Raw genomic sequence first — 15,566 nt, forward strand, 5'->3', positions numbered from 1 at the left:
CCATGAAAGACAGAACATTAAAAATCTTGAAACATGGACGTGAAACAGACCAAACAGAATTATCTGGTCTTCATTTTTTGGATTGTGTGATTTCAGCGCCTAATCTGATAGCAGAATATGAAGTTTTTCAAGGAGTAGACGGTGATCAAGATAATGGGGCGCGATATGGACCCCGAACCGTTACAGCAAATTATTACTTTGAAACGATGGACGGTTTCGATTACGAATTAGCATGCCATGAAGTTTGGCGTGCTTTTTTTGATAAAGAACCTTATTACATTGTTGATTCAATCAATCCAGGTATGAAAATGTTTGTACGTCCAAAGCCTTTTGAATTTTCAAGATTAAATCTGATGGATATGAAATTTACAATTGAGTTTGATCTGTTTAAAGGGTTTAGGGAGTCGTTGTTAACGTCCACGAACCCGAAACTTTTTAAAGAAGAAGCCTGGCAATTTGGAATGAACTTGTTGACTGCAGATGATCTCACTTACACGCATTCAACGAACCGCTTTCTAATTTACAACCCTAGTGATACTGTAATTAGTCCTTTTCAACACCATGAGTTAGATATAGTTCTGACTTGTGAAGGGAATCCGGCAATTACAAATAAAACAACAAATGATTATTTTGAATACAATCAAAATTTATCTAAATCCGATGTGTTGTTATTAACCAAAGTTTCTCGTTTCTTAAACGATAAACCTTGCGGACGTAACACGAATCATGGCGTTATAACCTTAGCGAAAGGGTGGAATGAAATTGAAGTCACTAGATGCTCGAATCTTACGATCACATTTGATTTTTCATTCCTTTATTTTTAGGTGGATGATATGAAACCATTGATTGTAAAAACCAAGGAGCATGAAGAAATTCTGATAGACTTTCAAGATTTCCAATATGAATGGCAAAAAAATGAAGTGAATCAAATTAGCTTTTCAATTGTGGAAACAGAATGGAATAAATTCGGCTATTTTCTATTAAGTGATGATGAAAGTATCATTTTTAACGATCAAGAATACCTTATTAAAAATTGTAATCCTAAAACAAATGGAAGCAAGTCCGTTAAAGCCATTACTGCAATGCACATCTATTATGATTGTAAGTATGTGTATCAGTATGACGTTAAAGAGGGAGTGAAAACATACAGTATTCAAGACATTTTACATTTTTATTTTGATGGAAATGCAAAGGGGTATTCCTGGGAAGTCATTGGAGAATTTCCAAAAGTTGAGGTGGATAATTTAGGAAATGGCAGTGGGAAAGAATGCGTGGATATGTGTATCGAGAAATTTAATTGTGTTGTTGAAATGAATAATAAACACATTCGGTTAATCGATGAAGAATTGTGGAAAATTATGACAGATCACGAATTTGTTTATTACTACAATACGGACGATATTCAGCTCACGTCAACAAGTACGGATATTTACAACATTACGAAATGTTTTGGCAAGAAAAAAGAAGACGGTAGCGATTATTTCGCACCGTTTATTTATCGTTCAGAGGCAAGTATTGAACGATGGGGAGAAAAGCCAGGTCCAGCTGTAAGTGATGAACGGTTTACAGATGCAGCTGCTATGAAGGAAAAAGCAAAAGCGAGTTTACAAGATCAACCAGCTGTTACGTTGTCAGTTCAATACAAAGGGAAAGAACCCGTTAAGCCTGGGGAAGTCTGGATATTAAATCATAAAAAAATGAACTTTTTAGATGATGTTGTGGTGAGTGGAATACGCAGCTATTCCTATAGTAGCAGTCAATTTCAAGAGGTCATTTTAAGCAATAGTAAAAAAGACATGTTGCGGATTCAACTCGCAATGGAAAAGGCGAGCGCTAATAGTTCATTTATTTTAAATAACTCGTACAAGTTTGTTAGTGACAATATACCGGAGACAATAAAAAAAGCCTCGATGGACGTCAACAAATCAAACCAGGCAATTGAATTTTTAGAAAGCGGACTGAAAAGTAAGTGGAGTGAACAGGATGTGAAAGATTACTATGAATGAACGAGAAACCATTTTGCCGGGTGGATATGTAATTCAAACGAGCAAAGGCATTATACGAAGTGCCGATGGAATAGCTGAATCAATTGTAATCTATCCAGACGGTCTTCATTTTAGTGATGCAGAAATTCAAGATATAAAAACGCGACTAGGAGTCATAAATGGTGAAAAAGGAGAAAAAGGGGATAAGGGAGAGAAAGGCGAAAAAGGAGATAGAGGAGAGCAAGGATTGCAAGGAATCCAAGGTGTAAAAGGTGAAACAGGTGCTCGCGGTTTACAAGGAATACAAGGTATACAGGGAGTGAAAGGTGAAAAAGGAGATCCTGGGCCTACAGTGGGAGGTGATCCAATATTTCTAACTAAAATAGGGTCAGTGGAATAGGAGGAAGGATATGCAAACGCAAAATATTTATTTAGAGCTTTGGGAACAGCTTTTACAAGGCAGAGATTTAAGAAATGCAACCAATGACAATTGGAAAAAGATTGATTATTTATTAGGCAATGTACAGGAGCAACTTGATGATGACACATTAAAAAAAGAATTGAACAATTTAAGAAATGAGTTGTTAGGTCTAATTTCTCAGATTGTTATTGAAGGAGGGGGAGAAGATAGTAGTGTTGAAGTGCGACTTGCTAGGACAGATATTTATGGGAAAATTTATGATTTGTTAGGGGACCGATTAAATGCTGACCAGAAAGTTGCGGCTGCTAAATCAAGAATTTTTACAGGTTCAGCTATTCCGGATATTTCAGAAATGAATACCGGAGATCTTTATTTAAAACCAATTGGGAACATTGATGAATTGGATAATAGCATTATCATTGGGAATTTAGGTCAAGAAGGGTCGGATGATCCGTTTATATTAATTAAAGTAGGGAGTGTTTAAACTATGGCAGTAGATATTTTTCAAATGAATGCAAAAAAAGCAGATGGGACACTAGCGCCATTTTACCCGGTCGCACATCAACAGTCAGTTATCAATGCTATGGCACAAAAAGCCGTATTAATGACAAATACACAAGCAATTACAGTAAGTGGGTACTATCAATACTCCGCAGCAACGACAAATCTGCCTGTTGGAATCCCGACAACAGGATACATTTTAGCAAGTTTTACAGATTCAAAAAATGGGCAATTAGCTATTATCGGGAGCACATTATCAAGAGTGTTGGTCAATGGAGTATGGGGTTCATGGGTGAATTCTGCAAATGCAAAAGATACGGAACTCATTTATCCGGCTTTAGGTAATGGTGCTGCAGGACATCAACAATTTAGAGTGAGTTATCAAAAAATAGGGCGACTTATTTCTTTCAGTGGGCGTTTGCGTTTGCCAGTTGTATCTCAGAATCAAATTCAAATTGCGAGTGTGCCAGCAGCTTATTTCCCTCAGCAACAGCAATTTTTTGAGGTTCCTATCGCGGGAAAACAAACCGATTTGTTTGCGAAAATCGTGATTGATGTCGATGGAATAATCTATTGTTATCTCAGCAACACCTCATCCCAATATTTTTCATTAGACGGAATTAGTTATTTGACTAAAGATTAAATTAAAATAGGAGGAGTTTAAATGAAGCAAGAAGCTTTTTATATTAATCCAGATGGAAGTTGGGACATGAATAAATCTAAATGGTTACCTTGTGAAGGAGGAAATCAACCGATTGTTGAGGAACCATTTACTTTAATTCCGCCACCAGAGCCAAATTGGAAACCAAGATTTAATTTTAGATCAGATAAGTGGACGGAAACTGCTACGGATGAAGAGATGGCCGAGTCCGTTGCTGAGCTGACAGAATTTGAAAAGTTAGTTCAAACAGTGTCAGATTTGGAAATTAAAGATTTGGAAAAAGAGGTGCTAATTGAACAACTAGGGCAACAAGTTACAGATTTAGAAATTCAGCTAATGGAAAGTGAAGGTGAATAAAATGAGTAAGAACTATGAAAAATGGTTTGATCGCTACATGAAAAATTTTTGTACCGATGACCAGCTGCAGCGTTTAGTGAAATTGAACCAAATTACGGAAGCTGAGTATAAAAAGATTTTAAAAGCAAAAGAAGAGAAAGAAATTGAAACTGCTATTTAGTAGTTTTTTTATTTTTTTTATAAGGTAGGTGAGAAAATGTTGTCAATTGAGTTAACTGTTTTGATTTCAGTCGTTTCAGTATGTGCGGCTATTTATTTCGGATTATCAAATTTAAGACGTTCGCAGAAAAATGAAGATCGTGAGGAAGCAACGTTATTAACAACGTTGCTTGTAAAACTTGAAAATATCGGAACAGGTGTGACAGAAATTAAGTCGGAAATGAAGAGTGTAAAAGATGAATTGAAAGAAAACTCACATCGACTTGTCAAGGTTGAAGAATCCACGAAACAAGCTCATAAACGTATTGATGAGTTGAAGATACTGAAAGGGGGTGGTGAAATCGAATAAGATTAATTGGAAAGTACGGTTTAAGTCGAAGGCGTTCTGGTTGTCAATGATTCCGGCAATGTTGTTAGTGATCCAAATTGTTTTTAAATGGTTTGGGTACAATCTAGCTGCAGATGTGATTGGAGTCGAAGCGGCTAAGTTTGTGGAGTCCTTATTTTTATTGTTAACAATTTTAGGGGTTGTAAATGATCCAACCGTACCAGGTATTTCAGATAGCAATCGAACACTAGAAAAGTAGCCCTTTTAAAATGAGGGCTATTTTTTTATTTAAAAAAGAAATGGAGAGTGTAAAATGAAAAAGATGAACAAAGTATTATTTAGTGTGACAATGGTTTTAGTATTGCTGTTTCCTTCGGTGGCTAATGCGTACGTAATTGATACTACGTATCAGTTGACACTGAATGAAGGGGATAACCGAAGAGCTGCAAATAAGTTCGTTATTTTACACGAAGTGGGGACTGAATCAAGCGCTATAAATAATGCGATTTATATGAAACGAGCTTGGTCAACAAACCAAGCCTATACTCAATTTATTGTTGGTGACGGTGGGAAAGTGTATAAAGTTGGTGAGGACGGTTATGTGTCTTGGGGTGCTGGGTCTTATGCGAATGATAATTCACCAGTTCAAATCGAGTTAGCTCGTACTTTTAATCCAGAACAATTTAAGCAAGACTATGCAGCTTATGTTAATTTAGCTCGTGACTACGCATTGAAGTATGGAATTCCTTTAACCTTAGACTCTGGAAATATGTATACAAGTGGTATTAAGTCGCATTTTTGGGTAACTCAGAACATTTGGGGAGATCACACAGACCCGTACGGATATTTAGCTCGGTTTGGAATCACAAAAGAGCAATTAGCTAATGACTTGCGGACAGGTATTTCAGAAGAAAATGCAGCAACGCCAACTGCTCCAATAAAACCAAAAGTGGAAGTTATTGTTATTGCTGGGGGTATCGGAGTAGGAACAAACGTATATGCGACTGTTCCTTCATTAACCAGCTCAAGGAGCCCAAATAGTGCATTCTGGGTAAGTAATTACATCGAAGGTGCATTATCACCTTATGAATTGACCCGTGATGGAAAAGTGGTAGCATATACAACTCGTGATTACATTCAACGTGTAAATAAACTTCCAGCTAATGTGATTAAAGATGGCTCTAACGTATTTGTTAACAAACTATCTAAGAGTGTTGATGAAGCTCCTAACGAATCTACTGGATACCAAACCTACTGGGTCGCACAGTATCTAGATGGAGGTAAAAAAGCGCCTTATCGATTAGTGAAAAACGGAAAGACGGTTGGTTATACCGATCGAGATAATATACAGTTAGTTAAATAAAAAAATCCCACTAATAATCTAGTGGGCATACATAAGTAAAAAAGTCCTGTCCGAATTTATGTGGGTATTTTGTGGGAACAATATATTTTTATGTGTAAAAATACTGATATATAGCTATAATTCAACCTTATCGATTTATGGTGAGCGTAGGTAAGTATTTAATACTGCTGAGTTAAGTAAAGTTTTAGATTAGGATTAATCTAGAACTTTATTTGTCGTTATATGTATTTGTTCGTAACGAAACAAACAAAAAACTATGATTTTTAGTGAAAAGTATGCTATATTAAAGAGCATAAAAGGAAGCGTTTTATTAATTGAAAGGTGGGATTTCCATGAATCAAATGACAGCTAATGAAATCATTGAATTTTTACAACGTCAAAAAGAAACAACTAAATTTACTTTTAATATGGTCAATCCTGATAATTTTATGATTGTGATTGAATTGAAAAATGAACCGGCAGCTTTTATGTTTATCAATGAGAATACAGAAGCAACGTTTGAATTGACAGATGCAAATGAATTACTTTAAATAAAGTGAAAATAAAGAAGTCAGTAGATAGAGAATTCTAAAGATGTTACTGACTTGAAAAGTATTGCTAACCATGGTAAGATTGAGATAAGAAAAATTCATTGTATACACCAAACCCCCATATCTCGCACGATATGGGGGTTTTTGTTATACTAAGTAAAAAAACATAACGGGTGTTGACAGTTGTCACCTCTTATTTATCTTTACGGTTTAGCCAATAGCCGAAAACCTCTGCAAGTATTGCTACAGTCAAAGGCAAGATAAACGTTACAAGAAACAAATTCATTGCATACACCTCCTCTCACTAAGACTAGTCCCTCGTGAGATAGGTGACTCTAAAAGTATAGCATACCATTTTATTGAATGAAAACAGTTATTTAATTAGTTGTCATATTGGAATGATTGTTGTATATGAAACAAAATGAAGACAATTGAAACAAGTTTATCCCTATAATTAGGTGATAAGCTTGTTTTGTTATCTAATCGTTTTCCTACATAGCGGAAATTTATTGAGTGGTAGGATTTTGCATAGGGTTGTATGCTAGGAGTAAGAAATCGAAAAGAAAAAGGAGTGAATAAAAATGAAAACGATTTTATTAATTTGTGGTGGCGGAGCTTCTAGTGGATTTATGGCAGCAAATATGCGGAAAGCAGCAAAAAAGAAAGGCTTAGAGGTATCTATTTCAGCCAGAAGTGAATCTGAGTTAGAGGAGCATTTGGATACCATTGATGTATTGTTAATTGGACCGCATTTAGCTTATATGGAAGAAGAGGCAAAAGAAAAAGCAGCAAGTTCAGGCAGAGAGATTCTTGTTAAGGTTATCCCTCAGAAAGTCTATGGAATGATGGATGGTGTAGGTGCCTTAGAATTATTAGATAGTAAGTAGTCTAGTTCTTATGAGCCAACTTTTCGAAAAGAAGATAAAATCCCCTCAAAGTAAAAAAATACTTTGTGTGTATTTTCCTATCTTTTTGTCAAGGCCAGCTTTTATGAGTTAGCCTCTCGGAAGAAAGATGAAATTTCGAGGTGACAAAAAACGTCACATCAAATTTCCCTATTCTTCAGTCGAGCCTGTGCGAACTCAACAAGCTTTTGATAGAGCTAACCGGATCAACAAAATTTTATCGAGGAGGATGAGGATATGCAAAAAATAATTGATTTTATGACAAATAGTTTTGCACCTAAAGTAAATAAGATTACTAAAAATGTTTGGGTTGCATCATTGCAGGACTCAGTTATGGCTATTTTACCATTTATACTAGTGAGTTCGATTGTAACAATGGTTTCATTGATTAATGAAATTGCAGATATTATTCCAGATTTGTCTATTATTAATACCTTTACATTTGGTTTATCGGGGATGTTTGTGGCGTTTCTACTGCCTTATTTTATTATGGAAAAGAAAAAAAGAGGGGATAAGAAGCTATTAGCTGGTTTAACTGGGTTAGCTTTATACTTATTGTTGATTTTCCCTGAGATGAGTACTGATGGGGGATCAATTACTTTCACACTTGCACGTTTTGGTGCAGTTGGTATGTTCGTCTCCATTGTTGTAGGAATATTTGTTGCGATTATTATGAATTTATTTTCTAAATGGTCTTTTTTTAATAAGGATGAAACAAGCTTACCAGATTTCATTATTGTCTGGTTTGATTCTTTACTACCTATTACTTTGATTATCGTCAGTGGCTGGTTATGTTATTCTATTTTCCAAATCGATGTCTTTGATTTAATTGCGATTCTTTTTGAACCCTTGCAAATGTTGGGACAAAGCTTTTGGGGATTTGTTTTAATGGGCTTCTTAATGGCGTTCTTGTATTCATTTGGAATCAGCACATGGGTATTAACACCAGTATTTATGCCGATTGCGTTAAAAGGAATTGCGGATAATGCCGCACTAGTCGAAAAAGGCATGGATGCTGTTTATATCAACACGCAAGAAACGTTTTATTCAGGTTGGTGTGCATTTGGTGGGGTCGGTTACACAATGATACTGGCAATATTGTTACTTCTCGCTAAATCAACTCGTTTACGAGCTATTGGTAAAGCCACTATTTTACCGTCTATCTTTAATATAAATGAGCCACTTGTTTATGGTGCACCAATTGTTTTTAATCCAATGTTGATGATTCCTTTTTGGTTAAATGGCGCAATTATTCCGGCGATTACGTATCTTGTATTAAGCACAGGATGGATTTCGATTCCGGCAAAAGCATTCCAATTATGGTATCTGCCGTATCCGATTTCAACGTATTTAGTCTCGGGTGATATCAAAGGAATCTTCCTTTTTGCACTATTAGCAGGAGTATCTTTATGCATTTGGTATCCATTCTTTAAAGCCTATGATAATGCAGAAGTAAAAAATGAATTGGAAGAAGAATTAGCTGTAATTAATTAATGAAGGGAACAAAAAATATGAATGACGAAATGAATCAAGTCGCGATGCAAATTATTTTACATGCTGGAAATGCAAGACAAGTTATTTTTGAGGTTTTTGATGAAATTGGAGATGAACATTTTGACCACGCTAAAGAGTTATTAAAGGAAGCCAAGAAAGAAATAGTATTAGCTCATAAAGCCCAGACTGAAACCATTCAGGCAGAAGCAAGTGGCATCCATCATGATTTTTCATTATTATTTGCACATGCTCAAGATACGTTGATGACGATTAGTTCAGAATGGAATATTGCGAATAAAATGGTTTCACTGGTAGAAAAGCTGACAAAAAAATAAAAGGAATGGAGCGATGACAATGACAGGTTTTCCAAAAGGTTTTTTATGGGGCGGAGCAGTTGCTGCAAATCAGATTGAAGGTGGATTTGGATTAGATGGCAAGGGATTGAGTGTGGCAGATGTCCATTTATATAATCCAGAGCTAGATATTAAAACTGCGAGTCAAGAATCTGAAATGACATTGGCGGAAGTCAAACGAGCGATGTTGGATGAAGAAGGTTATTACCCAAAACGACATGGGATTGATTTTTATCATACCTATAAAGAGGATTTAAAATTATTAGCTGAAATGGGTTTTACAACGTTTAGAACTTCGATTGATTGGTCGCGAATTTTTCCAAATGGGGATGATGCGGAACCAAATGAATTAGGGTTACAATTTTATGATCGTTTAATCAACGAATGTTTAGCGTTGGGAATGGAGCCAATTATTACAATGCTTCATTATGAAACACCTTTAGCAATTACCTTGAATTATGGTGGTTGGAACAACCGTGAAGTGATTGAGTTATTCGCAAAATATGGCGAAGTTTTACTAAAACGTTACAAAGATAAGGTTAAGTATTGGATTGTGATTAACCAGATTAATTTAGTTCATTTAGAGTCTTTTAATTCGATTGCAATTTGCGAGGATCAAGTTGAAAATAATGAAGAGGCTAAATACCAGGCGATTCATAACCAACTTGTGGCATCAGCATTGATTGTCAAAAAAGCTCGTGAAATCAATCCAACATTTCAAATGGGGACGATGTTAGCAGATTGTACGGCTTCACCTTTTTCATGTGCACCAGATGATGTCATGCTAGCAATGAAGCGAAATCGAATGCAGTATTTCTTTACAGATGTGCAATTTAGAGGCGCATATCCAGTTTATATGCGTCGCTACTTTGCTGAAAACCAGCTTGATTTGCAAGAGGAGCCAGCAGATGAGATCTTGCTTCGTGAAAATACAATGGATTATTTAGCTATCTCTTATTATTACTCGCAAACGGTTTCGGCTAAGGAAAATGGAATGGATCCAACTGATGTGATGGAAAACCCACATTTAAAGGCAAATCCTTGGGGCTGGGCAATTGATGCAAAAGGTTTTTATAATTGTTTGAGTCAATATTATGATCGTTATCAAGTCCCTTTGATGATTGCTGAAAATGGATTTGGAATGTACGATAAAGTTGAAGAAAATGGCGAAATTAATGATGATTATCGCATAGCTTATCTAAGTGAACATTTGACGCAATTAAAAGAAGCTATTAAAGACGGGGTTGAAGTGATTGCCTATTGTGCTTGGGGACCGATTGATATTGTTAGTTGTTCTTCAGCCGAAATGGAAAAACGATATGGTTTCATTTATGTTGACTTAGATAATTTTGGAAAAGGTACGGGGAAACGTTTGAAAAAGAAAAGTTTTGACTGGTATAAAACCGTAATTGCATCTAATGGTGAAATACTGTAAATGGTTAGTCTATAGGAGGTAGCTTATCTAGCTACTTCCTATAGGTGTATTAAGGGGGATAGTTAAATGATGAAGAAAGTTACTGAAAATCAATTGATTCATTATTTATTCAGTCAAAATGGCTGGACAAAGGCATCAATCATTGCTAGTCATTTTCAATTCACTGAGCGTACTATACGAAATAGAATTAATGGGATTAATCAAAAAAGAGTTAAGCCGGTCATTATTTCTAGCCGTCAAGGATACAAAATAGATGCAGATGCCTATCGTCTCCAAAATAAAAAGCAAGAAGAAATAGTTAATGCTATTCCTGTAACGGTTAAAGAGCGGCAATTCTTTTTAATTCGCACCTTTCTTTCTTCTGCTAAGGGTGGGGTGAATTTATTTGATTTAGCTGAAATGTTATGTGTTTCGGAGGCGACTATTCGTCGTGATATCAAAAGTGTTAAGAAACGTTTAACTAAATTTGATATTCAGGTAGTTTCAAAAGAAGAAGATTATCAAATCAAAGGGTCTGAAGCACAAAAGCGCAAGGCAATGACGTATTTAATTTTTGAAGAGTCTAAAAAAACGATGGATCAACGGAAAATGGTTCAGCAATTACTAGGGGATATTGACCTGTTGGTTTTGCAAGAAATAATCAGTGACACTCTTGAACAGTACGACTATTTTATTAATCAATATTCTTTGAATAATATTTTGCTTCATTTTGCTGTAACACTGCAGCGCATGAGGGAAGAAAAGGCGATTGAAGCTGTAGAGGAGAAAGAATTAGATTCAGTTGAGTATCGCATGACGAAGGACATCACGCAAAAAATCGCACAACAGTTTGGAATAGTTTTTTCCAATGCTGAAATTTATAATTTATTTTTACTTTTTATTGGAAATACAACATTGACTACCTATGAATCATTGAGTCCAGAGCATTTGAAGGAGTATATTGGAAATCAAACTGTAGATATTGTGAAAGAGGTATTAGCTGATATTGGTCAAATGTACTTTATTCATCTTAGTGATGAAGCTTTTACGACTAAATTTATGATTCATGTCAGAAATTTAATCAGTCGTTCAAATTTAAGTAAGTTGTCCAAAAATCCATTACGAGAGGATATGAAACGAACCTATCCACTGATTTATGATGTGGCTGTTTCGATTGCGAGTGAATTAGAAAAACGGCTGTTGATTCAAGTTAACGAGGATGAAATTGCGTATATTGCCTTGCATCTAGGGGCTTACTTAGAATCTGTCACGAAGGAATCGGATGCTGTTAGTTGTGTTATTTTGTGTCCAAGATACTATGATATCCATCAAGGACTTTTGAAGAAAATAAAAGAAACATATCGGGAACAAATTAATATTCAAAAAATCGTAACGGATATGAGCTCCAATTGGCAAATAATGAAGCCTGAGTTAATTATTTCAATCTCGCCTTTTTCAGAAGAGGTATCTGCACATTTTGTTTTAGTACATCCTTTTTTAACTGATAAAGATTATAAGAATATTTCAGATGCAATCAGTAAGGTGAAACAAAATCGCAAGCAAATAAAAATGACAGGCTATATAAAGGAATTTTTTCGTCCTGAATTTTTTTATCGAGGGTTGTCATTTAAACACAAAAATAAAGCTATCTATTATATGACAGAGCAATTATTTAAAGCTGGTTATGTGTCGTCAGGTTTTACAGAAAAAGTCTTGGCTAGAGAAAAGCTATCATCAACGGCATTTAGTGATGGCGTAGCTGTTCCTCATGCATTAAAAATGAATGCAATTAAAACAGCAGTATCAGTTGCGATTTTTGATGAACCGATTGATTGGGATGGAAAAGTAGTTTATATTGTCGCTATTTTTGCGGTAAATAAAGAAAATCGCCCGATTTTTAGTCCCATGTTTGAAAATTTTATTCGTGTTTTATCAGAAGGAGATAATGTCCGAAGTTTGAGTGAATCTGAAAATTATGAGGACTTTACCAGTAATTTAATCCAGTTGATGGGGTCTGAATGAAAGAATTAAATCAACTAGCCTAACGTTATTAAGTTAGGCTTAGTTGATTTTTCTAATAATGTAATGACTTATTATATTCCGTCTGTTATAATTGATAAAAACATATTGGATATTGCGTGTTATTATAAAGACTTATATACATATAAGTGAGAGTGAAAAAGAAATAGGAGGTAATCATGGAAATAGAAATTAATTTTCAGTTAGTTATTATGTGGTATGTTGTACTACTTATACATGAATTAGGTCATGTTATTGCAAATAAATTAATTGGTGCTGAACTTGTGTATGTTAGTATTGGCTATGGGCCTGAATTATGGAGTTTTAAAAAATTTAGAATAAATAAGTATTTTTTTGTAGCTATTGGGTACACAAGTATTATCTATAGAAAAATTAATTCAAAACTTGAATTATCGTTTGCTTTTCTAAATGGAATACTGTTTTCCACAGTGATCTGGCTCATTATCAATTTATTTTGGGATAATTCATTTGTTCAAGAGTTTAATTTCTGTTTCTATCTACTAAGCTTTACTGCATTACTCCCAATAAATTACCCGATTGGAGGAAATCCAAGTGATTTCAAACAAGTGTTAGATTTATATAGAAAGGGATAATAGAGCCATTCTATTGTTAAAGGAGCGATTATTTTATTATTTTTCACCAAAACTCTTGACTTATTTTTACATTGTAACTATAATGGTTACAGATAGAGAGGAAGGGTTGTTATGAGTATTTCAACAAAGTTTCCTGTAGCGGTTCATGTTTTATCTGTCCTTGCTTTAAATCGGCAAACAACGGTTTATTCAGATTTTATTGCAGCTAGTGTTAATACAAATCCAGTTGTGATTAGAAGAATTGTTGGTCTTTTAAAAAAAGCGGGACTCGTTGATTCTGCGCCAGGTGTTGGCGGTATTTCGCTAATCAAGGAACCAACAGATATTACCCTTTATGATATTTATGAGGCGGTTAACCCAACAAGTAAGGATTTATTTACTTTACATCAAGATACAAATCCAAATTGTATTGTCGGGAAAAACATTCAACATTCATTAGAAGGCGTGATGCAAACGGCAGAAGAAGCGTTAGAAAATGAGTTAAAACAGGTGACGTTGGCAGATACGATTGAAGAGATTCAACAACTTGACCAAGCTACTTGATTCACAGGATGTATAAGGTTGAACAAGAAACGTTCACCTTTTTATTTTAAATCGATTGTAACTTGAATGGTTACAAAAAAACAGGAGGAAAATAAGATGAAAATTGGAATTATTGCAGCAAGTGGTAAAGCAGGAACGATGATTATGAAGGAAGCAATCTCAAGAGGCCATGAGGTTACGGCTATTGTTAGAAATGCAGCAAAAATTACAGATAGCCAAGTGACAGTTTTAGAACGTGATATTTTAGAGATTAGTTATGCAGATGTAAAAGAGTTTGATATTTTGGTGGATGCATTTAATGCGCCACATGGTCAAGAAGAGTTACATCAAACAACTTTGGCTCATTTAACAAAAATTTTAGCAGGACATAAAACACCGCGTTTGATTGTAGTGGGTGGAGCAGGTAGTTTATACGTTGATCCAGCGAAAACGATTCGTGTGATGGACACACCAGATTTTCCAGATGCCTTTTTACCAACAGCAAGCAATATGGGTACAGCATTTGATGCATTGAAAGCAAATAATGAGATTACTTGGACGTATTTAAGCCCATCAGCGATGTTCTTACCTGATGGTGAACGAACTGGCAGCTATACAGTTGGTTTAGACAACTTGTTGGCCAATGCTGCTGGAGCAAGTGAAATATCTTATGCAGATTATGCGATTGCTTTGCTTGATGAAGCTGAAGCTGGTAAACACATCAATCAACGTTTTACAGTTGGTTCTAAATAAGAGTGAAAATTTCTAACGAAGCAGGCGTATCTAAAATCAGAAATTTTTTTAGATACGCCTAGTTTGTGTTCAATACGGCTAGTTTTTATGAGTTAACTCCTCGGAAAAAAGATGAATTTCCAAAAAAAGTAAAAAAGCAGTTTTCTTGAAATTCACTATTTTTCTGCCGGAGCTAAGTAGCTCAACAAACTTTTATTATAAGGAGAAGATAAGATGATAAAAAAAGCACTTATTTATATAAGTATTTCTGTGATGGCAGTTTTTTTAGTTGCATGTGGAACGACATCAAAAATGGATAAATCTAGTAAGAATGAAAAAAATCAAACAGAAAGCAAGCAAAAGAAAAAAGAGGAAAAACAAACGAATTATCAAAAAATTACAGGTGAAAATGTCACCTATTATGTGATGAATCCAGATCCCGTTTTTGGATCAACAGCTGTGTTGATTGAAAAGGATGGCAAAGGTTTACTAGTTGATACTCAGTTTTCTAAAGATGATGCAGATAAAACGATTCAATTAATTAAGTCGAAAAAAATTGATTTAGAAACCATTTATGTATCTTATAGCGATCCTGATTATTATTTTGGAACAGCTTTTATTCAAGAGGCTTTTCCAACTGCAAAAGTTGTAGCAACTGAAGGGACAATTGACCGCATTAAGAGTACGTATGAAAATAAATTAACAGTCTGGGCAGATACATTAAAAGATAAAGCGCCTAAAGAGGTGATTATTCCAGAAGCCATTGATAACAAGGTAGCATTAGGAAATGAAAAATTTCAAATTACTGGGACAGATAAACCAGTGCTTTATAATGCAACAGATCAGTTAATTTTGGGCGGTATTCCAGTTTCAACAGATGGGCATTTATTTATGGCTGATACTAAAACGGTTGAGAGCCAAGAAAATTGGATTAATGATCTAACTGGTTTGGAAGAATTGCAAGCTAAAACAGTTATCCCAGGTCATTTTGGTCAAGGGAATAAATTTACTGCTGATAATATTACATTTACTAAAGACTATATCCAAAAATTTATTGAAGTTGAACAATCAAGTCAAACAAGCGCAGAAATTATGCAAAAAATGAAAGCAGCTTATCCTGATTTAGCTGAAGGTTCTTTGGAAATGAGCGCAAAAGTAGTAACTGGAGAGCAGGCTTGGGATTAAAAAATTAAATGGGAGTGATAGAT

20 protein-coding genes are annotated in these 15,566 nt (G+C 35.0%); all 20 read left to right on the forward strand.

The genetic code is table 11. From position 1 onward, the window contains the following. Positions 1-2 precede the first annotated feature (2 nt). The 20 genes from BR77_RS12530 to BR77_RS12620 all read left to right on the forward strand — a co-directional run bounded on the left by BR77_RS12530 (position 3) and on the right by BR77_RS12620 (position 15,543). Positions 3-824 (forward strand): phage tail domain-containing protein, encoded by an 822-nt coding sequence (locus BR77_RS12530; RefSeq protein ID WP_035065237.1) that lies wholly within the window; start codon positions 3-5, stop codon positions 822-824. 9 nt (positions 825-833) lie between these two features. Further along, positions 834-2,006 (forward strand): prophage endopeptidase tail family protein, encoded by a 1,173-nt coding sequence (locus BR77_RS12535; protein ID WP_035065239.1) that lies wholly within the window; start codon positions 834-836, stop codon positions 2,004-2,006. Then, entirely contained in the window at positions 1,999-2,385 is a 387-nt protein-coding gene (locus BR77_RS19665) for a collagen-like triple helix repeat-containing protein (RefSeq protein ID WP_035065241.1), read from the forward strand. The genes BR77_RS12535 and BR77_RS19665 overlap by 8 nt, the downstream gene beginning before the upstream one ends. 10 nt (positions 2,386-2,395) lie before the next feature. Beyond that, the gene (locus tag BR77_RS12545; RefSeq protein WP_035065244.1) at positions 2,396-2,890 is read left to right on the forward strand and encodes a hypothetical protein; all 495 of its coding nucleotides are present in this window, start codon (positions 2,396-2,398) and stop codon (positions 2,888-2,890) included. A 3-nt stretch (positions 2,891-2,893) separates the two neighbouring features. Further along, the gene (locus BR77_RS12550; protein WP_035065247.1) at positions 2,894-3,550 is read left to right on the forward strand and encodes a hypothetical protein; all 657 of its coding nucleotides are present in this window, start codon (positions 2,894-2,896) and stop codon (positions 3,548-3,550) included. A gap of 21 nt (positions 3,551-3,571) precedes the next feature. Then, on the forward strand, positions 3,572-3,925 hold the full coding sequence (locus BR77_RS18340; RefSeq protein ID WP_051926732.1) for a hypothetical protein: 354 nt from the start codon (positions 3,572-3,574) through the stop codon (positions 3,923-3,925). Position 3,926: 1 nt separating this feature from the next. Then, positions 3,927-4,085, forward strand: coding sequence for an XkdX family protein (locus BR77_RS18760; protein ID WP_080732555.1), 159 nt, complete (start codon positions 3,927-3,929; stop codon positions 4,083-4,085). Between the two features lie 36 nt (positions 4,086-4,121). Continuing rightward, a complete protein-coding gene (locus tag BR77_RS12560) occupies positions 4,122-4,433 on the forward strand; it encodes a hypothetical protein (RefSeq protein ID WP_201784003.1) in 312 nt (103 codons plus the stop codon). Beyond that, the gene (locus tag BR77_RS12565; protein ID WP_035065249.1) at positions 4,420-4,671 is read left to right on the forward strand and encodes a phage holin; all 252 of its coding nucleotides are present in this window, start codon (positions 4,420-4,422) and stop codon (positions 4,669-4,671) included. Before BR77_RS12560 ends, BR77_RS12565 begins: the two co-directional genes overlap by 14 nt. 54 nt (positions 4,672-4,725) lie before the next feature. Beyond that, positions 4,726-5,775: a peptidoglycan recognition protein family protein gene (locus BR77_RS18345; RefSeq protein WP_051926734.1), complete on the forward strand. Its 1,050-nt coding sequence runs from the start codon at positions 4,726-4,728 to the stop codon at positions 5,773-5,775. Between the two features lie 332 nt (positions 5,776-6,107). Further along, entirely contained in the window at positions 6,108-6,305 is a 198-nt protein-coding gene (locus tag BR77_RS12575; RefSeq protein WP_015077653.1) for a hypothetical protein, read from the forward strand. Between the two features lie 581 nt (positions 6,306-6,886). Beyond that, the gene (locus tag BR77_RS12580; protein WP_010053491.1) at positions 6,887-7,192 is read left to right on the forward strand and encodes a PTS sugar transporter subunit IIB; all 306 of its coding nucleotides are present in this window, start codon (positions 6,887-6,889) and stop codon (positions 7,190-7,192) included. 255 nt (positions 7,193-7,447) lie between these two features. Beyond that, positions 7,448-8,704: a PTS sugar transporter subunit IIC gene (locus BR77_RS12585; RefSeq protein WP_015077652.1), complete on the forward strand. Its 1,257-nt coding sequence runs from the start codon at positions 7,448-7,450 to the stop codon at positions 8,702-8,704. Further along, positions 8,704-9,039 (forward strand): PTS lactose/cellobiose transporter subunit IIA, encoded by a 336-nt coding sequence (locus BR77_RS12590; RefSeq protein ID WP_035065252.1) that lies wholly within the window; start codon positions 8,704-8,706, stop codon positions 9,037-9,039. Before BR77_RS12585 ends, BR77_RS12590 begins: the two co-directional genes overlap by 1 nt. A gap of 19 nt (positions 9,040-9,058) precedes the next feature. Continuing rightward, positions 9,059-10,492, forward strand: coding sequence for a glycoside hydrolase family 1 protein (locus BR77_RS12595; RefSeq protein ID WP_016356658.1), 1,434 nt, complete (start codon positions 9,059-9,061; stop codon positions 10,490-10,492). A 66-nt stretch (positions 10,493-10,558) separates the two neighbouring features. Beyond that, complete coding sequence (locus BR77_RS12600; protein WP_015077650.1) at positions 10,559-12,493, forward strand: BglG family transcription antiterminator; 1,935 nt, start codon at positions 10,559-10,561, stop codon at positions 12,491-12,493. A 176-nt stretch (positions 12,494-12,669) separates the two neighbouring features. Beyond that, a complete protein-coding gene (locus tag BR77_RS12605) occupies positions 12,670-13,104 on the forward strand; it encodes a site-2 protease family protein (RefSeq protein WP_015077649.1) in 435 nt (144 codons plus the stop codon). 111 nt (positions 13,105-13,215) lie between these two features. Then, positions 13,216-13,647: an Rrf2 family transcriptional regulator gene (locus BR77_RS12610; protein ID WP_015077648.1), complete on the forward strand. Its 432-nt coding sequence runs from the start codon at positions 13,216-13,218 to the stop codon at positions 13,645-13,647. 96 nt (positions 13,648-13,743) lie between these two features. Then, the gene (locus BR77_RS12615) at positions 13,744-14,379 is read left to right on the forward strand and encodes an NAD(P)-dependent oxidoreductase (RefSeq protein ID WP_015077647.1); all 636 of its coding nucleotides are present in this window, start codon (positions 13,744-13,746) and stop codon (positions 14,377-14,379) included. Between the two features lie 213 nt (positions 14,380-14,592). Next, positions 14,593-15,543, forward strand: a complete 951-nt coding sequence (locus BR77_RS12620) for an MBL fold hydrolase (RefSeq protein ID WP_015077646.1) — start codon at positions 14,593-14,595, stop codon at positions 15,541-15,543. The last annotated feature ends 23 nt before the right edge of the window (positions 15,544-15,566 follow it).

This window comes from Carnobacterium maltaromaticum DSM 20342 (genome assembly GCF_000744945.1).
Taxonomy (GTDB): Bacteria; Bacillota; Bacilli; order Lactobacillales; family Carnobacteriaceae; genus Carnobacterium; species Carnobacterium maltaromaticum.